This window comes from Paenibacillus sp. P32E (assembly GCF_001909085.1).
GTDB lineage: Bacteria > Bacillota > Bacilli > Paenibacillales > Paenibacillaceae > Paenibacillus_AQ > Paenibacillus_AQ helianthi.
The window spans coordinates 1-25,145 of sequence record NZ_LVYY01000002.1; the positions used below are offsets into that span (position 1 = coordinate 1).

At 42.0% G+C, this 25,145-nt stretch carries 26 protein-coding genes; 17 read left to right on the top strand and 9 right to left on the bottom strand.

Annotated elements, in window-relative coordinates; translation table 11 throughout:
- Positions 1–251 (bottom strand): IS5/IS1182 family transposase (locus A3848_RS32755; protein WP_074083650.1); only part of this gene is annotated, 251 nt, incomplete at its 3' end.
- A 177-nt stretch (positions 252–428) separates the two neighbouring features.
- Here A3848_RS32755 and A3848_RS02290 point away from each other — a divergent pair.
- A complete protein-coding gene (locus A3848_RS02290; protein WP_074083347.1) occupies positions 429–1,940 on the top strand; it encodes a glycoside hydrolase family 43 protein in 1,512 nt (503 codons plus the stop codon).
- Between the two features lie 47 nt (positions 1,941–1,987).
- Here the strand turns inward: A3848_RS02290 and A3848_RS02295 are convergent, their stop codons facing one another.
- The gene (locus A3848_RS02295) at positions 1,988–2,881 is read right to left on the bottom strand and encodes a helix-turn-helix domain-containing protein (RefSeq protein ID WP_074083348.1); all 894 of its coding nucleotides are present in this window, start codon (positions 2,879–2,881) and stop codon (positions 1,988–1,990) included.
- Between the two features lie 142 nt (positions 2,882–3,023).
- Here A3848_RS02295 and A3848_RS02300 point away from each other — a divergent pair, with 142 nt between their 5' ends.
- Complete coding sequence (locus tag A3848_RS02300) at positions 3,024–4,724, top strand: ABC transporter substrate-binding protein (RefSeq protein ID WP_074083349.1); 1,701 nt, start codon at positions 3,024–3,026, stop codon at positions 4,722–4,724.
- 179 nt (positions 4,725–4,903) lie between these two features.
- Positions 4,904–5,815, top strand: a complete 912-nt coding sequence (locus A3848_RS02305) for a glycerophosphodiester phosphodiesterase family protein (protein WP_074083350.1) — start codon at positions 4,904–4,906, stop codon at positions 5,813–5,815.
- 11 nt (positions 5,816–5,826) lie between these two features.
- Here the strand turns inward: A3848_RS02305 and A3848_RS02310 are convergent, their stop codons facing one another.
- Together A3848_RS02310 and A3848_RS02315 are read right to left on the bottom strand one after the other, a co-directional pair.
- Positions 5,827–7,002, bottom strand: coding sequence for a serine hydrolase domain-containing protein (locus tag A3848_RS02310; protein ID WP_074083351.1), 1,176 nt, complete (start codon positions 7,000–7,002; stop codon positions 5,827–5,829).
- A gap of 106 nt (positions 7,003–7,108) precedes the next feature.
- Positions 7,109–7,657, bottom strand: a complete 549-nt coding sequence (locus A3848_RS02315) for a TetR/AcrR family transcriptional regulator (protein ID WP_074083352.1) — start codon at positions 7,655–7,657, stop codon at positions 7,109–7,111.
- A 218-nt stretch (positions 7,658–7,875) separates the two neighbouring features.
- Between A3848_RS02315 and A3848_RS02320 the strand changes: the two genes are divergently transcribed.
- The 4 genes from A3848_RS02320 to A3848_RS33380 all read left to right on the top strand — a co-directional run bounded on the left by A3848_RS02320 (position 7,876) and on the right by A3848_RS33380 (position 11,043).
- Entirely contained in the window at positions 7,876–9,033 is a 1,158-nt protein-coding gene (locus A3848_RS02320; RefSeq protein WP_074083353.1) for an MFS transporter, read from the top strand.
- Positions 9,030–10,079, top strand: coding sequence for an NAD(P)-dependent alcohol dehydrogenase (locus A3848_RS02325; RefSeq protein ID WP_074083354.1), 1,050 nt, complete (start codon positions 9,030–9,032; stop codon positions 10,077–10,079). Before A3848_RS02320 ends, A3848_RS02325 begins: the two co-directional genes overlap by 4 nt.
- A gap of 200 nt (positions 10,080–10,279) precedes the next feature.
- Complete coding sequence (locus A3848_RS02330) at positions 10,280–10,597, top strand: rhodanese-like domain-containing protein (RefSeq protein WP_074083355.1); 318 nt, start codon at positions 10,280–10,282, stop codon at positions 10,595–10,597.
- Positions 10,598–10,623: 26 nt separating this feature from the next.
- The gene (locus A3848_RS33380; protein WP_074083356.1) at positions 10,624–11,043 is read left to right on the top strand and encodes a rhodanese-like domain-containing protein; all 420 of its coding nucleotides are present in this window, start codon (positions 10,624–10,626) and stop codon (positions 11,041–11,043) included.
- An 11-nt stretch (positions 11,044–11,054) separates the two neighbouring features.
- Here the strand turns inward: A3848_RS33380 and A3848_RS02340 are convergent, their stop codons facing one another.
- Positions 11,055–12,023 (bottom strand): helix-turn-helix transcriptional regulator, encoded by a 969-nt coding sequence (locus tag A3848_RS02340; RefSeq protein ID WP_074083357.1) that lies wholly within the window; start codon positions 12,021–12,023, stop codon positions 11,055–11,057.
- Positions 12,024–12,133: 110 nt separating this feature from the next.
- On the opposite strand from A3848_RS02340, the gene A3848_RS02345 reads away from it, so the two are divergent.
- The 3 genes from A3848_RS02345 (at position 12,134) to ppsA (ending at position 15,948) form a co-directional block, all read left to right on the top strand.
- Positions 12,134–12,613, top strand: coding sequence for a GyrI-like domain-containing protein (locus A3848_RS02345; RefSeq protein ID WP_074083358.1), 480 nt, complete (start codon positions 12,134–12,136; stop codon positions 12,611–12,613).
- 25 nt (positions 12,614–12,638) lie between these two features.
- Positions 12,639–13,103, top strand: coding sequence for a phage tail protein (locus A3848_RS02350; protein WP_074083359.1), 465 nt, complete (start codon positions 12,639–12,641; stop codon positions 13,101–13,103).
- 235 nt (positions 13,104–13,338) lie between these two features.
- Positions 13,339–15,948 (top strand): phosphoenolpyruvate synthase, encoded by a 2,610-nt coding sequence (gene ppsA, locus A3848_RS02355; protein ID WP_074083360.1) that lies wholly within the window; start codon positions 13,339–13,341, stop codon positions 15,946–15,948.
- 156 nt (positions 15,949–16,104) lie between these two features.
- Here the strand turns inward: ppsA and A3848_RS02360 are convergent, their stop codons facing one another.
- Positions 16,105–16,452 (bottom strand): VOC family protein, encoded by a 348-nt coding sequence (locus A3848_RS02360; protein ID WP_074083361.1) that lies wholly within the window; start codon positions 16,450–16,452, stop codon positions 16,105–16,107.
- A 249-nt stretch (positions 16,453–16,701) separates the two neighbouring features.
- Between A3848_RS02360 and A3848_RS02365 the strand changes: the two genes are divergently transcribed.
- The 5 genes from A3848_RS02365 to A3848_RS02385 all read left to right on the top strand — a co-directional run bounded on the left by A3848_RS02365 (position 16,702) and on the right by A3848_RS02385 (position 20,093).
- Complete coding sequence (locus A3848_RS02365; RefSeq protein WP_074083362.1) at positions 16,702–16,890, top strand: hypothetical protein; 189 nt, start codon at positions 16,702–16,704, stop codon at positions 16,888–16,890.
- A 234-nt stretch (positions 16,891–17,124) separates the two neighbouring features.
- A complete protein-coding gene (locus A3848_RS02370; RefSeq protein ID WP_074083363.1) occupies positions 17,125–17,826 on the top strand; it encodes an SDR family NAD(P)-dependent oxidoreductase in 702 nt (233 codons plus the stop codon).
- A 222-nt stretch (positions 17,827–18,048) separates the two neighbouring features.
- Positions 18,049–18,495, top strand: coding sequence for a MarR family winged helix-turn-helix transcriptional regulator (locus A3848_RS02375; RefSeq protein ID WP_167374783.1), 447 nt, complete (start codon positions 18,049–18,051; stop codon positions 18,493–18,495).
- 365 nt (positions 18,496–18,860) lie between these two features.
- Positions 18,861–19,442, top strand: a complete 582-nt coding sequence (locus tag A3848_RS02380; RefSeq protein ID WP_074083364.1) for a TetR/AcrR family transcriptional regulator — start codon at positions 18,861–18,863, stop codon at positions 19,440–19,442.
- 24 nt (positions 19,443–19,466) lie between these two features.
- On the top strand, positions 19,467–20,093 hold the full coding sequence (locus tag A3848_RS02385; RefSeq protein WP_074083365.1) for an HXXEE domain-containing protein: 627 nt from the start codon (positions 19,467–19,469) through the stop codon (positions 20,091–20,093).
- A gap of 96 nt (positions 20,094–20,189) precedes the next feature.
- Here the strand turns inward: A3848_RS02385 and A3848_RS02390 are convergent, their stop codons facing one another.
- Complete coding sequence (locus tag A3848_RS02390; RefSeq protein ID WP_074083366.1) at positions 20,190–21,629, bottom strand: beta/gamma crystallin-related protein; 1,440 nt, start codon at positions 21,627–21,629, stop codon at positions 20,190–20,192.
- A 73-nt stretch (positions 21,630–21,702) separates the two neighbouring features.
- Complete coding sequence (locus tag A3848_RS32080) at positions 21,703–21,849, bottom strand: hypothetical protein (protein WP_178381887.1); 147 nt, start codon at positions 21,847–21,849, stop codon at positions 21,703–21,705.
- A gap of 303 nt (positions 21,850–22,152) precedes the next feature.
- Here A3848_RS32080 and A3848_RS02395 point away from each other — a divergent pair, with 303 nt between their 5' ends.
- A complete protein-coding gene (locus A3848_RS02395; protein ID WP_074083367.1) occupies positions 22,153–22,608 on the top strand; it encodes a DinB family protein in 456 nt (151 codons plus the stop codon).
- A gap of 128 nt (positions 22,609–22,736) precedes the next feature.
- On the opposite strand, the gene A3848_RS02400 is transcribed toward A3848_RS02395, so the two are convergent.
- Complete coding sequence (locus A3848_RS02400; RefSeq protein WP_074083368.1) at positions 22,737–23,951, bottom strand: ROK family protein; 1,215 nt, start codon at positions 23,949–23,951, stop codon at positions 22,737–22,739.
- 358 nt (positions 23,952–24,309) lie between these two features.
- Here A3848_RS02400 and A3848_RS02405 point away from each other — a divergent pair, with 358 nt between their 5' ends.
- Complete coding sequence (locus tag A3848_RS02405; protein WP_074083369.1) at positions 24,310–25,131, top strand: purine-nucleoside phosphorylase; 822 nt, start codon at positions 24,310–24,312, stop codon at positions 25,129–25,131.
- Positions 25,132–25,145 lie beyond the last annotated feature (14 nt).

A 25,145-nucleotide genomic window follows, 5' to 3' on the forward strand; every position in this document is an offset into this window, starting at 1 on the left:
AGAGTTTGGAAGATCGCGACAAGCAGTCCGGTATCTCGCCATTTGCAGAAGCGACTGTAGACCGTTTTCCATGAACCATAGCGTTCCTCCGGTAGATCGCGCCAGGCAGCACCACTTCGAGCGATCCATAGAAAAGCATTAAACATGGTTCTTTCACTTAATTTTGACGGACGCCCTGTTTTGTAGGGTGGAAACATGTCCTTAATTTGTTCCCACTGTTCATCGCTTATTTCGTACCGTCTTTGAATCATGCTTGACGCCCCATTCGTTTTCTCAAATCTTACCATGTTATTTAGTTTTCAGACACATCCTAGATCATGCTATTCCTATGACTTGAAAATGAAGGTTTGGCTAAATGAAAGTGTACTACAATGTGGAGTGAACAGAGAGCTTGAATCTGTATAAAAAATAGACAGGAGTGCGGATTTATGCAGTACACCAATCCCGTAATACCGGGCTTTCATCCTGACCCCAGTATTTGCCGTGTGGGCGAAGATTATTACTTAGTCACAAGTTCGTTTGAATATTTTCCAGGCGTCCCTATCTTTCATAGTAAGGATCTGGTTCATTGGCGGCAGATCGGTCACTGCCTCACTACAGAGCAACAGCTTCCACTAACAGGCGCATGGAGTTCAGGCGGAATCTACGCACCAACCCTCCGGTACCACGACGGCTGGTTTTATATGGTGACCACCAATGTTAGCGGGGGCGGTAGTTTCTTTGTCAAGGCACAAAATCCCGAAGGACCCTGGTCGGAACCCATACAGGTTGCCCAGAAGGGCATCGATCCCTCTCTTTTGTTTGATGACGACGGCCGCGTATATTTACAGTCTCCAACGACTGGTGTTGAAGGCGATGGCATCTATCAATGTGAGATGGATCTGGAGACCGGAGGCAGACGGTCAGAAAGCCGCTTGATTTGGAAAGGTACAGGGGGGGCTCATCCCGAAGGTCCGCATTTATATAAAATCAACGGACTATATTATCTGATGATCGCCGAAGGGGGAACCGAATACGGACACATGGAAACGATTGCAAGAAGTAATCAACCCTTTGGACCCTTTGAACCCTGCCCCCATAATCCAATTCTTACGAATCGAAGCATGGGAAACGGCATACATGCAACGGGGCATGCGGATTTAATTGAAGCTCATGACGGAACTTGGTGGGCTGTGTGCTTGGGGATAAGAACGGTGTCTTACCCTATGGGACATCATCTGGGAAGAGAGGTGTTCCTGGCACCTGTCAATTGGACATCTGATGGATGGCCCGTGGTAGGTAATAATACGCATATTGAACCAGTCATGGATGCTCCGAAGCTTCCTCAAGTGTTGTGGCCGGATAAGCCGCCCAGAGATGACTTCGATGATGAAAAGCTGGATATGATGTGGACTTTTTTGCGCAACCCTGCTGGGGGGAGCTGGTCATTGACGGAACGCAAAGGTTATCTTGTCCTCTATGGACAAGCGGCATCCTTAGATGAGGTTGGGACTCCTGCTTTTGTAGGACGTCGTCTGTGTCACTTTTCCTGCAGGGCTGTGGCTAAGCTGGAGTTCGAACCACAGCATGACGGGGAAGAAGCGGGATTAACAATGTATATGGATGAAGAGCATCATTACGATCTGGCTATAAAATTCATTCAGGGCCGCAGGAAGCTGATCTTCCGGCGGACAGTCGGCTCCATGCAGATGGTAGAGCTACGCGATTGTCCCGAAGGAGCGATTGAGCTCCAGTTTCAAGCGCTGCCTGAGAAATTTGTGGCTTCATTCCGATCTTCACAAACGGGAGAAATAGAAATGGGATGGGGAGAAACGCATCTTCTCTCAACTGAAGTCGCCGGCGGGTTTGTGGGAGTAATGGCTGCCATGTATGCAATCTCTGAAGCGCAGAACCCCGCTCCTGCATCATTTGACTGGTTCGATTATGAGCCATTCCAATAGGATACATGGTTCGATGTACAGATCCGCTTTTTCTGTCTGAACAGGCCTTAGTTTTCAGAGAATATAGGCCGCTCTTGTGGTTCTTGCATTTTACGATAGGCTTTCGGGGTCATGCCGAAGCTTTTTTTGAATTGGCGCGTGAGGTAATTGCTGTCATTAAAACCACACTCGTAAGAAATATCCGTAATGGAACGGTTTGTCTGCTTAAGCAGTGTGCAGGCACGTTCCAAACGCAGCCGGTGAAGATAAGCAAGGGGTGTTGTCCGGTAATACGACTGGAAAATCCGGTTTAAGTGTCTGACAGATATGTCTGATTTGGACGCAATCTCCTCCAGAGTCACTTGTTCCAGGTAGTGGTCCTCGATGTAAGAAATTGCACTGGCCAGATGCATCAGACTGTTGGCTACGCCGTTCTCCTGATGGTCATATTGCCTGGACAGATATACAACAAGCTCCATGAACCTGGAAGCGAGCATGGTCTGATACCCTTGTTGCTTCGTTTCATATTCTTTAATCATAACCGAAACTAGAGCTGTGACATGTTCAAGGCTGGCTATCGACATGTTCAGTTTGCTTTTGTACGGATTAATGCTGCGGTAGAACGGTTCCAAAATGAAAAGCGCCTGATAACCATCCAAGGACCGTAAATCCGGTCCGGCAGACTTCAACATATCCGGTTTGTACATGATGTTGCAAATCTTGAATTCGTGCGGTGCCATATAGGCATGATGGGTCCCGCCGTTCAGGACAAATACATTCCCTTTCTTGATAAATGATTCTTCATTGTTGACGATATGTGTAGCATGACCATTTAATACGATGACCAGCTCAGAGAAATCGACATGTTTATGGAGGGACATTTCTTCTTCATGTCCTCCATACTGAATGAAAAATGGAAACTGTTCGTCGGTCGTAAACCAGTTTAAATATACATTGCTCAAAATAATACCACCCAATCCATTGTTGTTCATGTCTATATTATGCTATTTCGTGACTTGATTATCAAGGTTTTCACTAGGACCAAAAGTTAAAATAAAGACGAAAACAGTCACTCTTAACACACCAAAAGGGGAAATGATGACCATGATTCAAAAATTGCCCAAGACCTGCGGAATAGCACTTTTAGCAAGTGCACTCCTTCTATCAGCAGGCTGCAGCAGCTCGAAAAACAATTCTGCGAATACCGCAAATGACAGCACCGGTAGTGATACCAGTCCGATAACATTTTCATTTTTTGGAGCGGATGCGAATCCGAACTGGAATAAAATGCAAGATGATGTGGGGAAAGAAATCACCGCAAAAACCGGAGTAACCCTTAATGCCGAATTTGATGTGGGCAACGGCGGAGGGGATAGGATCTCTTTAATGGCTGCCAGCGGGGATTTTCCAGATATCATCTACGCCAAAGGTGAGCTTGGCAAACTGGTGGATGCAGGAGCGATTATCGATTTGACGGATCTTATCGACAAATACGCTCCACATCTTAAAAAGGTCATGAGCAAAGATATGAACCGTATGAAATACAGCAACGAAAACCAGGCCATCTATTCGATACCCACCAACACAGGTGTTGACCAGCAGTATTTTGACGTTACGGGCGGTTTTGAAGTTCAGCTTCGTGTACTCAAAGAATTAGGATATCCGGAGATTAAAACCGTTCAGCAATTTGAAAGCGCCCTCAAAGAATATGTGGCTAAACATCCGACAACCGATGGGCAGCCGACGATTCCGTTATTGCTCAATGCGGATGGCTGGAAGAGTATGATTACCGTAACCAATCAAGCTGCGGCGACTACGGGTGGTGCAGGTGACGGTGAATACTATGTGGTTCCGGAAACCTATCAAACCATGCTGCACTACAAACGTCCGGAAGAAAAAGACTACTTCCGCTGGCTGAATCATATGTATAACGAAGGACTACTGGATAAGGATTCTTTTGTAGAAAAGGATGATCAGTATAAATCAAAAATCTCCAGCGGGCGAGTACTCGGTCTCACTTCTGTAGAATGGGAGTATGGAGACGCTGAAAATGCTCTGAAATCAGCAGGTAAAGATGAATATTCGTATGGTCATTTTCCGGTGACTATGGGCGAGCAGTACAAAGATAACACCCTCCAGGCCATCGGAGTTGACGGTTATGGTATCAGCATTACTACAGCCTGCAAAGACCCGGTTCGCGCCATTAAATTCATAGACTGGTTATCCTCTAATGAAGGTCAGGTACTGCGAAATTGGGGGGTGGAAGGCAAACAGTACAATATTGAGAATGGAGTACGTGTGATCCCGGATGAGATCCGCAATCAGAAGGTGAATGATTCAGCCAATTTCGGGAAACATACAGGCATCGATCTATATACAATTTTCGGAGTCCGTTATGGAGACGGTGTAAAGGACTCAACAGGCAATTACTATACTACGAACTTCCCGGAACAAATCATCGCGAGTTACTCGGATGCTGAGAAGGAAGCATTAGCGGCATATAAAGCGACAACGTGGAAGGATCTGTTCCCGGCCGAGGATGAGTTCCCTGTCAAAGAATGGGGGGCACTGTATAACATGCAGGTTCCGACGGATGGAGATTATCAGGTCATTTACCAGAAGACCCAAGATATTGTCCACAAGCGTATTCCGGAGGCCATTCTCTCTAGCCCAGCAGACTTTGACAAAATATATGATGCATTCCTTGACGAATTGAACAAAGTTGGAGCAGAGAAAATGGAGAAGGAATATACCGAGTTGGTGAAAGCAAGAGTTTCACTTTTTACCGGCAAGGATATTAAATAACACAAGTAAGCATATGCAAGACCCTTACCTGTTTGAGGTGAGGGTCTTTATGTCTGTATATCTTCAAACCTCCAGAGTGTTCTGAAGCTTTGAATAAGTTAATAAGTGGATTTCAAGCATTTGAACTGTTAAGATAATATTTACGTTATTAAAGGTTATAGGAAAATGAGGACAACGGAATGATGAAAATTTTTAGGCATAAAGCTTATTTTATCGGAATACATGTTTTATTGTTTATTTCCTTGTTTGTGGCACTATACGCGTGCTCCCCGTCCATTCGGGTTAAAGTTAAAGGAATTATGGATCCTCCGGATAAAGTATCTATAATTGCCCATCGTGGCGCTTCAGGATATGCTCCTGAGAACACAATGCCTTCCTTTGAGCTGGCGCTTGAAATGAAGTCGGATTATATTGAACTCGACATTCACTTAACCAAAGATCATATTCCTGTCGTGATTCATGATGAGACCGTCAATCGCACAACAAATGGCAAAGGGTATGTAAGAAACATGACTTTAGCACAGATTAGACGCCTGGACGCAGGTTCATGGTTCAATGAGGCTTATCCGATGTTTGCCAGAGAGAAATATGCAGCGACACCCATTCCCACACTTGATGAGGTATTCGACACTTTCGGGAAAAATATCAGCTATATCCTTGAAATCAAGGACTCAACTAATGAGACTAATATTGAATCCTTATTAAACGAATATATTATGAAATATGATTTGAAGAATGTGGTGTCCATTCATTCATTCAGTAGAGCCAGTTTACGTAAATTTCATACAATAAATCCGGAAATTCCGCTCTATCAACTCGTTTGGAATGATTATTCCCAGGTGAGAGTCTCAGCAGCTTTTCTGAAGGATGTGAAATCCTACGCTGTTGGAATTAGCCCCAACTTTCAGGGAATCACTTCGGCTTATGTGGCGCAGTTGAAGAGGGCCGGACTCAAAGTGATGCCGTATACGGTGAATTACCAGCTCAACATGAATAAAGCCTATCTATGGGGTGTGGACGGGGTGTATACCAATTTCCCTGACCGTTTTCTTGAAGTCATTGAAACGAACCGTATGAATGCCCAGTGGTAAAGCGATGGCCCTTACAAGCTGCTGAAGACGATATTGTGTAGCTTACGCGTAATCGCCATCGTACCGGCATCTTTTTTCTGGACCATAAACAGTACGGTCAGACCATCTTGAGGACTGTTGCTGAAATATGCCCCCAGCCACCCATCCCAGCCGTATTCGCCTTTGCCGCCGATAAATCCGGCTTTTCCGGTGTCGGTCATGACGCGCATCTGGTTGCCGTAGCTGTGCCCCTGCAATGAATGCCAAGTATCGAAGCCTTTTTGCTGACCATCCGTTAAACTAGCCGAGGTCATATATTGAACGGTTCTAGGCTTAAGCAATTGAACGCCATTATAGCTCCCTTGTTTCATAAGCATCGTTGTAAATTTTGCGGCATCGTCAATCGTAGAGACAAGTCCGGCACCGCCCGACTCAAATACCGGTTCACAGTCCATATGGTGGTTGATGCCCAGATGGCTGTCCGTGTACACCTTCAAGCCGCCTTCACCGTCATCCTGATAGACTTTCGCAAGACGGTTTCTTTTTTCTTCAGACAGCCAGAAACCGGTATCGTTCATTTCCAGCGGCTCCAATATTTCTTTTTTCAAAAATTGCCCGTACCGCATGCCGCTAACCGATTCTACAATAGCACCAAGGACGTCTGCCGACGTTCCGTATTGCCAGTAAGCTCCCGGCTCGAACGACAGGGGGCCTTGACCCAGGCGGTTTGCGAATTCCATTGTGCTCATTGGATTGTCACTATGTAAGCGGCTGTCCAGTTCCTGGAACAATATATCTGTCTGCTGTCCGGCTGTGTCGGTTCCGCCGTATACCAGTCCTGATGTCATATTCAGCAAGTCGTGAATGGTGACATCCCGGCTGACGGGTACCCGTTCGCCGTTTTTCTCAACCCGTTGATTTTTGAAACCCGGAATATACCGGCTTACAGGATCGAACAAATCGATTTCGCCACGTTCCAGGAGCATCATAACGGCTGTGGCAGTAACCGGCTTTGTCATCGAGTATAGACGGAAAATCGAATTTCTTGAAATAGGGCGTCCCGACTCGAGGTCAGCCAAGCCATCTTCATGATAAAAGACTTCGTTGCCGTCCTTGATTACCATAAAGTTCGCGCCGGCGATTTCCTTGTTATCGATACTTGCCCTCAGCGTTTTTTTCAATAGGTTGGTTATGTTTGACTCCAGCATATCTCTTAAGACTCCCTCTCCTGATAAGTTCCCTTAATCAAAACTAACTTTATCACTGGCTAAAGTGAATATTAAACGCTTTTGGGCAGATTGTATAGTACATGGATTATAGGCTTCTCTCTAAAAGGGCCCCGACTTGCTTCGCCATCTCATGCGGCGGATACGGCATCCCATTCCTAATCCACCATTCGATGACTCCAACATACGCTGTCCCTGCATATTGCAGCATTACTTCATCACTTAATCCAGCGTTCCTATCGCTTTCCCTGTCAATCTCACCTTGGAATCCTTTCATAAAAGAAGCAAGAAGCCGCGTCCTAAAAGAGGATGGTGTTCCTTTACTTGCAAGCATCGTTGAAAAGAACAAATAGTTTTTCTCGAAATATTCAAAATAAGGTACAAGAGCATCCACCCAATTCAACTCACATGCCCAGGCGTCCATCTCCCCTAATTCATTAATGTGTATTTCTATGAGCTGATCCAGCAAATCAAATTTGTCCTGATAATGAAGATAAATAGTGCCGCGGTTGACATTTGCCCGGTCTGCCAGCTCCTGAATGGTAATATCATCAAAATTCTTTTCCATCATGAGTTCAATAACAGCATTTTTTAAAGATTCTTGGGTTTTGAGAATTCTGCGATCCACTTTTCCCATCGTAAATGATCACCAATCTTTCTTAGATCATGAATAGTTTTGATAGATTTGTTTATAAATCAACAAATAACGTCTTTTTGATCATTGAACATAGACTTTTTACTTATATAATAATGGACATGAGTTGATTAAACAAACTGTTTTGGTTATGCGGAAAAATGAAAGGGGGAGGAGATCATGACTGACACAACGAAATAACTTAAGCTAGGAGTGTTTTTTTGGCTAAACCGAATAAAATGCTGGTTTTCATATTAACCTTAGGTGTATTCGGTATCATAAATACCGAGATGGGGGTTATAGGGATATTGCCTTCTCTTGCTGCCCACTTTGGTGTGAGTGTATCCAAGGCAGGGTGGCTGGTGAGTTTTTTTGCCCTGGCCGTTGCTGTTTCTGGTCCAACAATGCCGTTATTATTTTCAGGGATCAATCGGAAGCTGGTCATGCTGCTTGTGCTTGGCGTTTTTCTGCTTGGGAACATCGTATCCATATTTACAACTAACTTCACCATTGCATGGGTTGCCAGAGTAATTCCAGCTTTTTTTCATCCGATATATTGTTCATTGGCATTTACAGTAGCTGCAGGCTCTGTTGACATCAAAGATGCCCCAAAAGCTGTTTCTAAAGTTTTTATTGGTGTATCTGCAGGTATGGTAGCTGGTGTACCCATCGTGAGTTTCATCGCTAACTCCGCTTCAATTGAAATGGCACTGGCGTTCTTTGCACTTATTAATGCTATTGTATTTATCGCAACACTACTATTGGTACCATCTTTACCTGTTCAAGAAAGACTTACTTACGGATCTCAAATCAGAGTATTAAAGAAATCAATAGTTTGGTTTTCTATTATAGCTGTTATTTTATTGAACTCAGCCGTATTTGGTGTGTATAGCTATCTTGCTGAATATCTTAAGACGGTTACAAATATGTCTGCAAATTCAATCAGCATAATGTTAATTCTATTCGGCGGGGCCAATATTATCGGGAACGTTGCAGCAGGGAGATTACTTGCAAAAAATGCGAACAAATCAGTCATAACTTTCCCCTTTGCTTTAGGAACCGTTTATATTATTTTGTTCCTGGTCGGTCAGTTCAGTGTACCAATGGCTGTTCTCACTGCAATATGGGGGGTATTGGCAGGAATCGGGGGGAACTTCAATCAATATTGGATTAGTTCTGCAGCTCCGGAAGCCCCTGACTTTGCGAATGGATTGTTCTTAACATCTGCCAATCTAGGAACAACAGCTGGTGCAGCTGTAGGTGGATTGTTTATATCTAGTATGGGTACACAATATGTCGTATGGGTGGGAATCCTGTCCTTGATATTGAGTGTTGTAGCCATTTCACTTAGAAACTACTTTGCAGGAGGGTATTTATGAATAAGGTTAATGCACGTGCTACATTCAGTCCAGAAGGACCATTCAAACTGACCACGATAGAGCGCAGGGATCTAGAGCCGCATGATGTCCTGATAGAGATTAAGTTCGCAGGTATCTGCCATTCTGATATCCATACAGCTCGTGGCGAGTGGGGGCCGGTTGAGTATCCTCTTGTTCCTGGGCACGAGATCGCCGGGATTGTCACACAGATAGGTTCAGAAGTTAAAAAATATGCGATTGGTGACCGTGTCGGGGTTGGCTGTATGGTTGATTCCTGCAGAGAATGTGATAACTGCCATAAAGGGGAGGAGCAGTATTGCCAGGGCGGAATGACAGGTACTTACGGGGCTATAGACAGGTACGGGCAATTTACACAGGGGGGTTATTCCACTCATATTGTCGTAACGGAAGATTTCGTGGTTCGAATTCCCGACGGTATTGAGCTGGATGCTGCAGCTCCGTTGTTGTGTGCGGGTATCACGACGTACTCACCACTGCGTCATTGGGGAGCAGGGCCAGGCAAAAAGGTAGCTGTAGTTGGACTTGGAGGGCTTGGACACATGGCTGTAAAGATCGCTCATGCCATGGGGGCAGAAGTTACTGTTTTATCCCAATCGTTAAAGAAGAAGGACGACGGTCTGAAGCTTGGCGCGCAACATTATTACGCCACGAGCGATCCGGGAACATTTGCTGATTTGGCTGGCTCGTTCGACCTTATTGTGAATACTGTGAGTGCAAAGATTGATATTAGTTCCTATCTTTCGTTATTGGCGCTGGATGGTACTCTTGTCAATGTTGGTGCTCCAGCGGAGCCATTGCCAGTTAACGTATTCTCACTTATCGGTCAGCGCCGGTCGTTTGCCGGTTCCATGATTGGTGGTATCCGCGAAACACAGGAAATGCTTGATTTTTGCGCGGAACACCACATTGCTCCTGAAATTGAGATAATTTCCGCCAATCAAATCGATGAGGCTTGGGAACGCGTCCTGGCTTCCGATGTCCGCTACCGGTTTGTAATCGACATCAGCACGATGGAGAATGAATAATCACGAAAGTGGACTTAGCGCTGCGGCCATTATTTTAATATAAGATTATAAAGAAAGAATCTGCTATTTCCGTAGCAGATTCTTTTTTTATAACTAATTCTTACAGAGAAGTTATTGTGTTCAGAATTTTAAATGTTATAATACCCATGGGGGTATATGTGGGTATATGTAATTCGTAAATACTAAAAGGAGAGATTAACATGGCATTCAAGATTTCAAAAGAAATCACCCCCCAGAAGGTAGCAGCGCAGCTCAAGAATGGGGAGTCCCTAAATATGCTGGATGTCCGCGAACTTGGAGAATGGAGGGAGGGACACATCGCCGGTGCTAAACATATTCCACTTGGATTGCTGTTAGAACGGCGACATGAGCTTGATCAGGCACAAGAAACGATTGTCATCTGTCGAAGCGGGAACCGGAGCGGCCTGGCTTGCGAGTTGCTGAATGAGAAGGGGTATAATGTTGTGAACATGACGGGTGGGCTTAATGCCTGGACAGATGAATTGGTGCGTGACTAAAGCCGCTACTGAAAGGACAGGACAATATGATAACACTTATATACTTTTTGACAGGAGCAGTGGTCTTATGGTTCTTACGCCAGATATGGCCCGTGCGTTCACTTTCCTATATTAATGCTCGAGATTGGGTGCAAGTAAAAGAACGGTTAAATTTGAAAATGCTTGATGTCAGAGATGCTTCGGATTATTTGGAAGAACATATTTCCGGCTCAATAAATATATCTTTAGGGCGCCTTCCTTTTGTATGGCACCACGATCTATCCCCGGATGATGGTGTAATCATTCTGTCCAAAACAGGGTATCACAGCAATAAAGCAGCAAGAATCCTCCGTAAGCATGGATTCCGTAATCTATATACAATACAAGGCGATGTTTGGCCTACAAGAGCGTGTTTTCAAAAAATACGCGCAAACAGAGGGAGTCATTGTGGACACAGATTCAATTAACATAGCTGTGATTAAATGCGGGCGGAATAGAAAGATAATCTCCCTTGCAGATCTGCTAACACTTCTTCCGGTACTTCTCTAACCTTAACGTCACTACCCAGGAAAAGTATCCAATTTGTCATTTCGGTCAATTCTCCAGGCTTTTTCACATGGATAAAAGTCTTTAGAATGGCTGTGGTCTGGTAAGGATTCGTATATGAAATTGAAATTTTAAATGGATGGTATTTTTTGAACTGGGCAATCGCTTTTGGACCAAGTTCAAGGACAAGGTTGATTTCTTCTTCCTGTTTACTAAGTTTTTCAAAAATCTTTTTCTTGCTTAATCTATTTTTCTCCGGATAGGGGATAATATTGGTGAGATAGTCGACAGGGAAAATTCGCTTCTTTTCTTCTTTTAAGTCAAAACCTTCAATCAGCCAAAGGTTTTTTTCACGATAAAGGTGCATGAGATAAATGGGGTAGGGCGTAATGACTTTCTCTTCCTCGATGGTAATCAATAAATAACTATCCAAAAGGAGGATTTGGATTAGTTTTTCCAGCATGGGATGGGGGAGATCGGAAAGATCAAGCAAGTCAGGATTATTAGGGTTGGTCCCTTCAAAAAATAAGGTTTGATTCAAAAGAAAAAGATCATCTTGCTGGTTTTCTGATATGAGGCCCAGTAGTTTTTCGGATAAAGACTGACGACTTTTTAGATAAGGGAGTTGCCCGTTTCTTGTGGCCATAAAGGCAATAAAAAGCGCTTTGACCTCATCATCGGTAAAGCGGACAACAGGAAGAACAGAGTTGCGCATGACAGAATACCCCCCATCCCTTCCAACTTCTGCGACAAGCGGCATTCCCATGGCCTCAATTTCTCTGATATCTCTAATAGCCGTCGAACGGGAGATGTTAAATTCCTGCATGATTTCAGAAATAGTAAAATGGGCGCGGTTGTTGATATACCTCATGATGATATTGATCCGTTCAACTTTTTTCATGGGGACTCCTAAACAGTATCATTTTTTGACATGATTTAAGGCTATCATATATTTATCAAGTGAAGAAGACAACTCATTTGATGAATCCACAAAAAAGGATGGTTTTGACTATGGCAGATTATTCCCTTGAAGAAAAAGACAGCTTTACCGTGATAGGCTTAGGAACTGAGCTCAAGAGTGATTACACAGATTATGCTGGCATTAACAAAGAAAAGTCTGACTTTTGGCAGGCCGTCAGCCAAGACGGAAGGCTTGATTATCTAAAAGGCATAGCCACCAATGACTATATTTTTGCCGTGAACGAAGCGGTGAATAACAAAATGATGCATTATGCCGGTGTTATGACCGAGGCAACTGCACCAGAAGAAGCTAGGGTTATCCAATTTCCTAAAGGGAAATACCTGGTTGTTAGAGGAGAAGCGGAGACGGCTGATGAATTAAATAATAAGCTTGCCGGCCTTGCCTTTGGTCAAGCCTTGCCGGAAGCCAAGGATTTCGCCTATGTCGGGGGACCTAATACAACGGTGGAGATGGGGCAGCGGGGCGGCTTAGTTATTGGTGAAATGTGGATCCCTGTGGTAAGGAAATAATCTGAACATAAGAGGAGTGCTGGAAATGTCCTACACCGTTGATTTTACAAATGTGTCTACGATTGGCTTGGAGTCTTCACCTGTAGTTGATACACTTGCAGGCTTACGCGCTAATGAAGCCCGTTACTTCATGAACAAATATAAACATGAATTTGAGGTTGTGCCAGCCAGTGAGAGCCAGGATTCTCTTGATTATGTGAACCGGATTTTGAAGGAAGAACGAGATATTGTTTTTGCGGCCAAGCCTTTAGAAACATCACGTTTTCAAGTGGAAAATATCCGGTTTACCTACGTCTTTTATGAGGATGGTCTTGCGCTCAACGTGATGTATACGGTGGATGACTCCAAGAAGCGGGCTGTAGGCTTTAAGCTATCTGAGGGGATGGAGATACCACAGGAGTTAGAAGGGAAGTTTAAGTTTGCCAGACAGAAGTCTAAACTGGCGGGAACAATCCGTGGTTCGTTTTTTGTAATTAAAGGCGAATATTAGAAGTAACGAATACAGGCAAGCCTTGACAGGATTCCTTAGCCACATATCAAAAAAAGAACCTGATGACTTCATCAGGTTCTTTAATATTGCATCTAAACAGACGCGATGATATAATCGGTTTGCATCAAATTTAATATGTATTAGCATAGTAAAGGTATCTTATATTATTAATATACCATGCAGTCAAACTCTTGTCAAATTTTTTTCTCAATTTAATGGTTAGGGGAGATCTTGAATGAGTTCATTAGTTATCGGCTTTCAGGAAGTGGATGATACCCAGCTTCTACTTGTTGGGGGAAAAGGGCTCCATTTAGGAAAGTTATCGAAACTGCCTGGAATACAGGTACCCGAAGGATTCTGTGTTACAACAGTGGGATATCAAAGAGCCATCGAACAAAACGAAATGTATCATTCTTTGTTGGGTATACTAACCATGCTAAATGTTGAAGACCGGGCTCAAATTAGTAATGTCAGCCGGAAGCTTCGACAAATCATCGAAGAAGCAGAAATTCCTTCGGATGTCGTGAATGCAGTTACGTACTATCTTTCCCGGTTTGGAGAGGAGCAGGCTTATGCGGTACGTTCCAGTGCGACTGCTGAGGATTTACCGCATGCGTCTTTTGCTGGACAACAAGACACCTATTTAAATATCATCAGCGTTGATGCAATCCTGCAGCATATCAGCAGATGTTGGGCTTCCCTATTTACGGAGCGGGCGGTAATCTACCGGATGCAAAATGGATTTGACCACAGTCAAGTTTATTTATCCGTTATCGTGCAAAGAATGGTATACCCGGAGGCCTCAGGGGTATTATTTACCGCTGATCCGATTACTTCTAACCGGAAGCTGCTATCCATCGATGCGGTCTTTGGGCTTGGAGAAGCACTGGTCTCGGGCTTGGTATCTGCCGATGGTTATAAAGTACAGGAAGAGGAAATCGTTGAGAAGAGAATCGCAACCAAGAAGTTGGCTATCTATGGTTTAAAAGAAGGCGGAACAGAAACCCGGCAGATTGATCCTAAACGGCAAAAAGATCAAACACTTACTGAACAACAAATTTTACAGCTGGCACGCATCGGAAGGCAGATTGAAGGTTACTTTGGCTGCCCCCAGGACATCGAATGGTGTTTGGCAGAGGATACATTTTATATTGTCCAGAGCCGGCCAATTACTACTTTATACCCGATTCCTGAAACGAACGATCAAAACAATCACGTTTATGTATCTGTAGGCCATCAACAAATGATGACGGATCCCTTAAAACCACTGGGAATGTCTTTATTCCAGTTAACCTCTTTTGGGCCCAGGTATAAAGCTGGCGGAAGATTATACGTGGATATCACACAGCATCTGTCTTCTCCTGCCGGCAGGGCCACTTTATTAAATAACCTTGGATCCGATCCGCTGATTAAAGGTGCACTCATGACCATAATAGAACGGGATTTCATTAAACTGCTCCCCGCAGATAATAAGGAATTGAGCCCCAGTAAAAACAATAAAGGGATGCCGTCTGCTGGTCTTCAGCCACAAACTGAAATCGATCCGGCAATCGTTCCTGATTTGATTAAACGAAATCAAACATCGATAGAAGAGCTTAAACAAAATATCCATACGAAATCAGGCTCCAATTTAATTGATTTTATTTTGGAAGATATCCAGCAATTAAAGAAGATCTTATTTGACCCGCAAAGTACGGCTGTGTTTATGGCTGCTATAAATGCTACATCATGGATCAATGAAAACATGAACGAGTGGTTAGGCGAAAAAAACACAGCAGATACACTTTCCCAATCTGTACAGAGCAATATTACTTCGGAAATGGGGCTGGCACTAATGGATGTCGCGGATGTGATTCGTCCTTATCCAGAAGTGATTGATTATTTGCAGCATGCAAAAGAAGATGATTTTCTGGATGAACTGGTAAAGCTTGAGGGCGGACAGGAAACCCAAGACGCTATTCATGCTTATCTCGACAAATATGGAATGCGCTGTGTCGGAGAAATCGATATTACCAGAACGCGTTGGAGCGAGAAACCCACTGCCCTTATCCCGTTGATCCTGAATCACATCAGGAACTTTGAGCCTAACGCCGGCCATCTGAAATTTGAGCAAGGGCGCCAGGAAGCATTGAACAAAGAACAAGAGTTAATAGATCGATTGAAGCAATTACCGGACGGTGAACAAAAAGCCAAAGAGGCAAAACGAATGATCGACATCATTCGGAATTTCATCGGCTACCGGGAGTATCCAAAATACGGCATGGTAAGCCGCTACTTCATTTATAAGCAGGCTTTACTCAAAGAAGCTGAACAACTCGTTCAAGCTGGGGTTATCCATGACAAAGAAGATATGTACTATCTCACTTTTGAAGAACTTCATGAAGTCGTGCGTACAAATAAGCTGGATTACAAGATCATCAGCCAACGAAAAGAAGAGTACTCATTTTATGAGAAACTAACTCCCCCACGTGTCATTACGTCGGATGGTGAAGCACTCTCCGGTGAGTACAAACGGGAAAATATACCTGCTAATGCAATTGTAGGTTTACCCGTATCTACTGGAGTGATAGAAGGAAGAGCGCGTGTCATTTTAAACATGGAAAATGCCAATCTGGATGATGGAGATATATTAGTTACCTCCTTTACTGACCCTGGCTGGACACCACTATTTGTATCTATAAAAGGTCTAGTCACCGAAGTTGGCGGACTCATGACTCATGGAGCCGTTGTCGCGCGTGAATATGGCTTGCCGGCAGTTGTCGGGGTGGAGAATGTTACCAAACTGATCAAAGACGGAATGAGAATTCGGGTGAATGGAACAGAAGGGTATATCGAAATACTGTAGGCAGTAGTTCATCTTCAGGTTTTCTCCACACCATGGAGTATTCGCTTAGAATTGCAGAAAGCGGCCATACACCTCATCAGTATTAAAAAAGGTTACTTCCCTGTATGGCAGCATGGAGATTAGCACACTCACTATGAACATTGAGATAAGAAGTAATTATTTCTCCCAAAGCTCGATCAGCCGGCCTTCAGGATCTTCAATCCAAACAAACTTTCCGAATTCACTAATCTCTATATTCTTGGCAAGAGGTACACCAATCTGTTCAAGATGTTGCATAGTCTCATTTAGATCATGTACTTGGAAATTCAACATCACTTGTTGTTCGGTTGGAAAATAACTGTCATTCTCAGTAAAGAAAGAAAAGATCGTCTCATTTCCTGATTCAGGTTTAATCACAGTCCCATTCCAACTGTCTATTTCAATCTTCAACACTTTGCTGTACCAGTTTTTCACAACTTCAAGATTCTTGGTTCTCCAAAATATTCCTCCGAAACCTTTTATCATTGTATCCAGCTCCTGTCTTCAAATTTTTAGTTGTCCGAATTGATATTCGAGATCGATATTCTTCCTCCTTTTTTAATGCCCTAAAAATATATTTTATTTTCTGATGAAATGGAATCTAAAGGATAACACACAGGAGGATAGGGCTAAGAGGCTGGATTTTGAATTTCTTGCATAAGCTCCGCGTTATAATGGAAAACTTCTGTAGTGCGAATCAACACATTGATTCGATTTCTTAGGAGGTTAAACATTATGACAACTCAAGATCCGCAGGAGCTTCTTAAGCTTAAGCACGAGCAGGATGAGGAAAAAAGACAGTTCACAAATTTTGCCCGGGCTGTCTCCGGCCACGGTGAAGTAGAAGCAGGTCAGGAAAACAGTAAAGACCGGCTGCCTGACGATCAAAACCGTATGAAATCTGTGGAGAACAGACAAAATTAAGGATTAAAATGAAGCCGATCCTTTGTGGGATCGGCTTTAAAATTCATAACTTCTTTCTTAGGTTTAACTTAAATAATTTTAAAAAATAGCTTGCCATAAAAGAAAATTTATCATAAACTGTTGATAAATCAACGGTTGATCTATCAACAGTTATGTTTCAGATAACCGGAAGTATGGGATACAGTTTACGGAGTAATGAACATAAGATTGCCCGTAGAAAAAGGAGAATAACAGATGACAAAGACAGCATTAGTAACTGGTGCGAATAAAGGGATTGGATTCGAGATTGCAAAGCAATTGTTAGAAGCGGGGTATCGTGTTTTAGTTGGGGCACGCGATCAGGAGCGGGGCGAAACAGCAGTAACTGCCCTCCAAGCATTTGGTGATGCACATTTGGTTTTGTTGGACGTTGCTGACCCACAGAGTATTGATATTGCAGTGACAATTATTAAGCAGAATTTCCCTGAGTTGACGCTTTTGGTGAACAATGCCGGTATTCCAGGCGATATGCATAAACTTGGATGGGAATTTGCGGTTGAAGAACTGCAGGTAACTCATCAAGTTAATTTTATCGGTCCTTTTGCACTTTCAAAAGGCTTGCTCCCCTTATTGATTGCCAATAGAGGCACTATTCAAAATATCAGTATACCTATTGAGCCGTTACCTTACTTCAATGCATTTGCCTATCAAACATCTAAGGCTCCTTTAAATGTCATGACAAAGTCTTGGGGAATGAGCTTTGAGAAGGAGAATATACCTGTAGAGATTTTTTCAGTGATGCCTGGGGCGGTTTCAACAGATTTAAATGGTAATATGACAGGAGATTTCGTGAAAACAACTGCTCAAGCTGCAGAATTTATTCTTTCCTTTGTTTTGGATGATAAAAATCACAATGGAGAGGTCATTAATTACGACGGCACGCTAGCAGTATACTGATTGAATAATAAGATTCACTTATACATTCTGAACGACTTCAACTTCTAGGATAGCCCTTTCTCCACCGGAGAGAGGGCTTTTAGTTTTGGATGATATCACTTCCATATGCACGAAGAGGGATCGTTATGGCTCTAGGCAGACTTGCTTGTAAAGAAATTACGTTGTATATTGTCTATTACATTTGCAAGCCTGTAGTAATAAAATCCGATTAAGAAAGATGGGATGGTTTTGAGCAAAGATTGGTCACAGAAAGCCACGCTGTTATACCAAATGTATGGTGTAAACAATGCCATAAACACTACATTCGATGCTTACATCAGTATCAGCCAATCTCGCTTTGAAATACTCGCATTAATATATCAAGAAACCGAAATCAGTCAGAGTGCCTTACAGAAAAAAGTGACCCTTGACAAGGCAGCTGTCGCTAGACATCTCAAACAGCTTGAAGATAACGGGATCGTATCAAGAAGAAAAAAAGATGGGGACAACCGTATCATTCTGGTTAAATTAACGGATCGCGGAAGAGGATTAATCGAAACTTCACAAAAGGAGAAAGAGCATTTTGCGGAGGAACTATTAACTGATATTAGTGATACAGAGCTTACCGTGCTAAGGAAAATATTAGTACAGCTAAATAGAAATGTTGAAAAAATGAAGGGAAACGTTTAATCAGAACAAAACACCTTCTTACTAGCGAATATATACTCATTGAAATCCGCGCTGTGTGCGGATTTTTTGTTTTGCGCAGATACAGACAAGGAGGTGTATTCTTTCTCGAGCAGTGTTATTTCCTTGCCACAACCTACCCAACCTGGGCTATTCCGGTATGGAGTTCATTCGGCTGAGATGTTATTTAGAACGTTAAGAACAGGTTGTGTAAAGGTTTCCGCTATCACGAGCCTCACCATTTATCCTTGTCAGAATCAAGCTTGCAAAAAGAAAAATAATTGCTATACTAAGTTTAAATAACATTTTAAATGACATTTAAATTAAGCGGATCGTTCAATTCAAACTCACATACTTGGAGGTTACACATGGAAACAGATAAAAAATTGGAAACAAAAGAGAAGATTATGCGCGCCACACTGGAGCTAACCAAACAAGAAGGCTTTGAAAGTATCACCATAAAAAAAATCGCAGAAGCCTCGGGTACGAATGTCGCCCTAGTTAACTATTACTTTGGTTCCAAAGATAACTTAATGAACGAGTCCGTTAAGCTGATATTGAACAGCTTTCAGCATACCTTTGCTGTACTTTCTGATTTTTCTCTATCACCACGAGCTAGATTGAAGCAATTCTTACTAGATTATTTGCAAGTCATCCGTCAGTATCCCGAATTGCTCTCTAGAATCATCCTAATGGGTAAGACTGTTTTCTCATCGCAACATGAATATGGGTCATTTTTAAACTTATTGGGATTTCCTAAGATCCAGAGTACGTTAAAAGAGTTAACTAATGAACAACAGCCAGAGCACCTGATGACAATGACGATGCAGATTTTTGGAGCGCTTTTTCTTCCGGCGCTTATGAGTCCTATTCTAGAAACAGGGGCTTCCGTGAAGATTGCACCTATAGAGAAACAAATTGACTTGCTTTTTGATAGATACTTGCAGTGAAAAACTAGGATTGAGGTGAATCAAATGAATTTATTAAGAAAATATTGGCAGGATTTAGGGCTCTTCATTGGAATTCTCGTATGCATTTTTGTTTCGATGAATTGGGGAACGGTTCCGCGGATTAATAGTATTTTATGGTTAAGCTTCGTGGCTATCCTTCTTCATCAGTTTGAGGAATATCGTTGGCCGGGTTACTTTCCAGGCGTATTCAACACGGTTCTGTTCAAAAGTGAATCACCTGAGAGATACCCGTTAAACCAACAGTCAGCAATGATAATTAATGTGGGCATCGCCTATCTGTTTTACTTGCTCCCTGTATTTTTCCCCTCAGTAGTATGGCTGGGGATGGCTCCTGTTTTAATGGGTTTTTTCCAGATCATTTTTCATGGTATTGTCCTAAATATAAAAGCAAAAAAGATTTACAATCCAGGAATGTTTACGGCAATATTTGTACATTTACCAATTGGGATCTGGTATATTAACTTCGTATATAAGCATGATGTAGTGTCCTTAATGGACTGGATTTTGAGTACAATTTATTTTGTCATCGCCGTCTATATTTTCATTGTGAAAGGAAACACTTGGCTAAAAAATAAAAACTCCGTTCAGATATTTTCACAACATCAATTGGGAACATATAAGAGACGGTGAAATTTCTTGATTTGGATAAAGGAAACGACCATCCATTTGTTAGGATAGTCGTTTTTTTTATAAACTTGCCGCTTCAGCCATCGAGTTGAGGTTATTCTAGATAGTTCTTCGAGTAATTCGAATTGAAGACATGGCATCATTTTTAAGATCGGTAGTACTTAGATTATCATTTGTTACTAATGTTGAGGAACGTCCTTTAAAGTCCGCATCTGAGTAACCTACAACATCATAAGGTCCAACAATCTTAATAGAACTCACTGCATCATTCATACCAATATCTTTAAAGTTCGTAACATTACCTGTCAATTGCATAGAGGTCCCTGAAAAGTTAGAATCTTTGTAAATATAGACCCCCTGTTGCGCTAATGGAAAACTCGGGTTTGATATCACTTCATAATCAATTATCGCTTCTGATAAATCGGCTTTTCCTGCAATATTCCCTGTATCTAAGGGAATTACAACAGATCCCATATCATCATCCGCGTCTGACGATGATGAGTCATAATCCTTTACTTCCAACCACAATCGAGGATTCCTATTAGACACTGCGATATGAAGTGTACTCGTACGCTCTGAAAAAGTAGTATCAGCGGTTTTTTGGTCACCCCCAAAAATGACGGGGTGCGGTATATTTAAAGTAGCATCCGCTTTCATCCACACTCTTTCACTTATATATCTCTTTTCACTTAATGGATATGTGTCCATACTAATATATATATCAGGTAGATTATTGCTAGGGTCCTTATAAACTTTAGGGGTGACAGACTTGAGTGTTACTTTATGTGTCCAATAAAGATTGTATACATATTCATGCGAGAATGTCCCTAATCCATTAAAGTCAATATCAAATAAATAAGCTGGATCAGTGAAAAAAACTCCCTTTCCTAGCGTTCCATCTTGGTCTTTATCAGACCAGTTCCAAGGGGCATTTGCATTGTTGTTGCTTGTGTGCGTATTTGGAAAAACACCAAACGATTGAAAAGGCGTGTTGTTATATTGAAATTTCCTCTCCCATAATTCATCTATTGGCAGGATTCCATAATTATAAGTGTGTTTCCATTTTGGTGAAAATTGATTAGGCTGTCCAGTATAAGAAGGCTCTCCAAATTTATAGACAATCCCATCATCGCCAACATCTTCGTTACTAGTATAAGCTCTCACACCATGCCCATGGTTATCACCAAGACCATTTGAACTTATAAATACCTCTGGATGGGTTACTTCAGAGTATCGAACTGAAGTACTTTCAATTCCACCGTATCCTGGCTGCACATTAGAGTCTTTTAAACGATACCGTAGGTAGTCTGAATGACTAATTGTTTCCATTGCCACAAGAACACCGTGGTTTCCATCTTTTCGAACTGCAATCATCATTCCTTCTAAGTCATTTTCGTGTTGTTCGACGGGAAAAGGACCATCATCACGAGCATGATAAAAATAATAGCCTAAAAAGAGATGTGTCTTCGTTTCTTGAACAGAAGCATATACATATGGGACTTGAGGGACTACTCCTATTGTTTCCCATTGATCAGCCATGTTCCAGTTCCCATCTGCATTAAATTTCGCAATTAAATCCGCTATCCCACCAGCAAAATCCTTATTAATATCTTCATAAATAACAGGGGGAATATTTTGTAATATAGTCCCAGTAAGGTTTTCCTTCTGTGCTTAAACGATCGAATAAAGGACTGTGGCCGTTCATCGTTTGTGACTGTGCACCTTCTGCTGAATTTGAAGAATTTTCATTTAAGTTCATAGGTAATCCTCCTATAAAAATATGGTGTGATTTTCTAAACAAATATCTTTTAGCGTACATTTAAGGGGTTAACATGTGTCCTAAATATGAGGGACTGCCTTGTCCTCATCAAATTCCAAACCCTAGTCCTCCTCACAGATTTTGTAAAACAATTTCCAACTAAACTTATTAAAGCAAGGTTGTAAATATGATATAAATTTCTTAGTGGGCCTAGAGACTTTCCAAAACTGGAGAAGCTGTTACCGGAAACAGTAGGTTCAAGTAATTTCAAGTAATCGATGAGATGAAGAGGAGGAAACTGAAATGAAGACAATCAAGTGCATGATGGATCACCTGTACTGGGCGGACGGACGCATCCTGGACGCGCTCGAGAAGAATGAGACGAAGAACAAGGACCTGCTGATGCTGGTTCGGCATATCGCGGTCGCGGAACAAGTCTGGCTGTCCCGATTGCAGGGCAAGGGCAGCCCGCAATATTCGTTGTGGGAGGAAGCTGCAGACCTGACGGCGATCCGGACGATGTTCGAAGAAAACGCAGAGCGGTATCGCGTCTATATCGAGGGGCTCGAGGAATCCGATTTGGACGGGATGATCGACTATAAGAACCAGAGCGGACTTCCGTTCCGAACGTCCGTCCGGGACATCCTGTCGCAGGTCCTCCTACATGGACAATATCACAGGGGACAGATCAACCGAGCATTTCGGCTCGAATCCGCAGAGCCTGTTCAAGTTGATTACATTACGTTCACGAGACTTTAGGGCCAAAATCACCATTACTCGGAATGAGATAGTCATTATTAAGGAATTTACTGACGCCGAACTTCGGTGGCTGGTTGCTTAACATTTGCAAGGTGTTTTCTCACCTGATTTGGAACTTGAATCCTTATTTATACAGGTACTTCTTCAGTGAAATAATCCAACACCATACAACCAGCCCCCTGAGCCACAATGTTGTAGGCTGCTGTTGATTTAATTATTTCGACTTTAGTATTTGGATGAGAACTTATACGGTCCTGTGCAGTTTTAGCAGCGACATCAAAAAAACGCGGTTTCGGCACTAGTGTGCCTCCGAAAACTACAATTTCAGGATGTAATAAAAAAATCAAGTTACTAAGGCCAATCCCAAAATAATAGGCAGCATCTTCTACCACAGCTAAACAGAGATCATCGTTTTGTTCTAAAGCGTGTAAAATATGAAATAAATCAATGTCCTCAACATCATTAACTTCATATGACAGCATGGAAGATTTTCCGCGTTTTATAAGTCGGATGATTTCCTCACGAATAGCTGGCAAACTACTGTAAGCTTGAAGACATCCGTATGAACCACATGAGCAACGCCGACCGTGGATATCAATAATGATATGTCCAAAGGTATCCTCCACCTCACGTTTACTACTGATTAATCTTCCTTGTGAGATCATCCCGCACCTAATTCCAATATCACTAGATACAAAAACCAAATTGTCTGTCTCTTTCCAATAGTTCATACGATATTCAGCAAGAGCAGCTAAGTTAGTCCCGTTTTCTAAAAATACAGGTATATCCGTTTTGGCTTTTAAGGAATTGACAATATTCAGATCCCATCCACCTGCAGGAAAGTGCTGAGGGTGTGAAATAACACCTATATCGGGGTTGAACGAATCGAGAACACCAATACCGATACCTAACAAATTTACTTTAGGAATGTGATTCTGAGCTAATAATTGATCAACGCATGCTGCAATATAGTTTAATGTGAATTCTCCAGTGCATTCAGAGGTCATTTTTAATTTTTCAACGCTTATGATATTAAGCTTTAAATCAAGGAGTAAGATCGTAGTAAATAGACTTGTTAGTTCTACACCAACTAAATAGTACGAATCTGGCTTAATAATATAGGCTAATGGTTTACGTCCACCACTTGATTTTCCAATCCCACTATCATAGATAAGACCTTCCTCAACGAGCTCTTCCAGTAAACGACCACAAGTAACATGTTTAAACCCAGTATGTTCAGTTAATGTATTAATGGTAACAGGACCCAATCTACGTACTAAGCTATATAGCAGCTTCAAATTTTTTGCTTTAGGTGAGGATAAGCCCTCAAATTTATTCAGCATATTTTTTCTCCTTGATATGTGATCTGTAGGAAACCAATCCAAACAGTTATAGTTTATTATCCAACTTTTTTAATCATAGTTCCACTGCATTTAATTTTTATTCTACAAAATTACAACCATTAAATAAAACTGAATTAAATAGTTATTGAATTAATTACTTTTATAATTAAAGAATGTAAAAAAACGAGTATAATAGAGAATAATCACTTGAAAAAGATATACTTTTTATATAAAAGATAAATAGTTGTTTACAAATAGAGAATAAGCCATTAGAATTAACTACAGACAGTTCAGTAGTTAGAATTTTGAAATGTGCGTTAAGCGTTTTATAGCACAATAATTTTAGGAGGCATACAACATGCAAAAAACGGAAAATATTCAGGAAGCTAGAGATTTTATCTTAAGTAAGACCTCGTATCGTCCAACAATTGGGATGATTTTGGGATCGGGATTGGGTTCATTAGCTGATGAAATTGCAAACCCTTTCACAATTCCCTATAGTGAAATTCCTTACTTTGCAAAATCAGAAGCAGTAGGACATGCGAACGAATTAGTCCTTGGGGAGCTAAAGGGGAAAACTGTGATTGCCATGAAAGGGCGCTTTCATTATTATGAAGGCTTTACGCTTGATGAAGTAACTTTCCCTGTTCGTGTAATGAAAGCACTAGGAGTTGAAAACCTTCTTATCACTAATGCGTGCGGTGCCGTCAATAAAAATTTTAAACCGGGTGAGTTGATGTTGATTACAGATCACCTCAATTTGGTAGGTACGAATCCATTGATTGGACCGAATAATAACGATCTAGGTACTCGTTTTCCTGATCTTTCCCAAGTGTATAGTGCCGAATTGCGACAAATTGCTACGGAAGTTGCAAAAGCGCAAAATACAACTTTACGTGAAGGCGTATATTCCTGGTGGAGTGGTCCGGCTTATGAAACACCAGCCGAAATTCGCATGATTCGTACACTAGGCGCAGATGCCGTTGGTATGTCGACCGTACCGGAAGCCATCGTAGCTGTTCACGCGAACATGAAGGTCCTAGGAATCTCCTGTTTAACCAACATGGCTTGTGGAATTCTAGATCAGCCTCTAAGTCATAACGAAGTTATTGAGGTAGCCGCTTTGGTAAGAGAAAGTTTCATTGCTTTAGTTAAGGGAATTATTGAGAAGGTCCAGTAATTAGATAAAATCTG

Excerpts from the sequence above, each read along its gene's own strand:
- A3848_RS02290 (WP_074083347.1), top strand. The coding sequence starts at position 429 with ATGCAGTACACCAATCCCGTAATACCGGGCTTTCATCCTGACCCCAGT.
- A3848_RS02300 (WP_074083349.1), top strand. The coding sequence starts at position 3,024 with ATGATTCAAAAATTGCCCAAGACCTGCGGAATAGCACTTTTAGCAAGT.
- A3848_RS02305 (WP_074083350.1), top strand. The coding sequence starts at position 4,904 with ATGATGAAAATTTTTAGGCATAAAGCTTATTTTATCGGAATACATGTT.
- A3848_RS02310 (WP_074083351.1), bottom strand. The coding sequence starts at position 7,002 with ATGCTGGAGTCAAACATAACCAACCTATTGAAAAAAACGCTGAGGGCA.
- A3848_RS02315 (WP_074083352.1), bottom strand. The coding sequence starts at position 7,657 with ATGGGAAAAGTGGATCGCAGAATTCTCAAAACCCAAGAATCTTTAAAA.
- A3848_RS02325 (WP_074083354.1), top strand. The coding sequence starts at position 9,030 with ATGAATAAGGTTAATGCACGTGCTACATTCAGTCCAGAAGGACCATTC.
- A3848_RS02330 (WP_074083355.1), top strand. The coding sequence starts at position 10,280 with ATGGCATTCAAGATTTCAAAAGAAATCACCCCCCAGAAGGTAGCAGCG.
- A3848_RS33380 (WP_074083356.1), top strand. The coding sequence starts at position 10,624 with ATGATAACACTTATATACTTTTTGACAGGAGCAGTGGTCTTATGGTTC.
- A3848_RS02340 (WP_074083357.1), bottom strand. The coding sequence starts at position 12,023 with ATGAAAAAAGTTGAACGGATCAATATCATCATGAGGTATATCAACAAC.
- A3848_RS02345 (WP_074083358.1), top strand. The coding sequence starts at position 12,134 with ATGGCAGATTATTCCCTTGAAGAAAAAGACAGCTTTACCGTGATAGGC.
- A3848_RS02350 (WP_074083359.1), top strand. The coding sequence starts at position 12,639 with ATGTCCTACACCGTTGATTTTACAAATGTGTCTACGATTGGCTTGGAG.
- ppsA (WP_074083360.1), top strand. The coding sequence starts at position 13,339 with ATGAGTTCATTAGTTATCGGCTTTCAGGAAGTGGATGATACCCAGCTT.
- A3848_RS02360 (WP_074083361.1), bottom strand. The coding sequence starts at position 16,452 with ATGATAAAAGGTTTCGGAGGAATATTTTGGAGAACCAAGAATCTTGAA.
- A3848_RS02365 (WP_074083362.1), top strand. The coding sequence starts at position 16,702 with ATGACAACTCAAGATCCGCAGGAGCTTCTTAAGCTTAAGCACGAGCAG.
- A3848_RS02370 (WP_074083363.1), top strand. The coding sequence starts at position 17,125 with ATGACAAAGACAGCATTAGTAACTGGTGCGAATAAAGGGATTGGATTC.
- A3848_RS02375 (WP_167374783.1), top strand. The coding sequence starts at position 18,049 with ATGGTTTTGAGCAAAGATTGGTCACAGAAAGCCACGCTGTTATACCAA.
- A3848_RS02380 (WP_074083364.1), top strand. The coding sequence starts at position 18,861 with ATGGAAACAGATAAAAAATTGGAAACAAAAGAGAAGATTATGCGCGCC.
- A3848_RS02385 (WP_074083365.1), top strand. The coding sequence starts at position 19,467 with ATGAATTTATTAAGAAAATATTGGCAGGATTTAGGGCTCTTCATTGGA.
- A3848_RS02390 (WP_074083366.1), bottom strand. The coding sequence starts at position 21,629 with ATGGCTGATCAATGGGAAACAATAGGAGTAGTCCCTCAAGTCCCATAT.
- A3848_RS32080 (WP_178381887.1), bottom strand. The coding sequence starts at position 21,849 with ATGAACTTAAATGAAAATTCTTCAAATTCAGCAGAAGGTGCACAGTCA.
- A3848_RS02395 (WP_074083367.1), top strand. The coding sequence starts at position 22,153 with ATGAAGACAATCAAGTGCATGATGGATCACCTGTACTGGGCGGACGGA.
- A3848_RS02400 (WP_074083368.1), bottom strand. The coding sequence starts at position 23,951 with ATGCTGAATAAATTTGAGGGCTTATCCTCACCTAAAGCAAAAAATTTG.
- A3848_RS02405 (WP_074083369.1), top strand. The coding sequence starts at position 24,310 with ATGCAAAAAACGGAAAATATTCAGGAAGCTAGAGATTTTATCTTAAGT.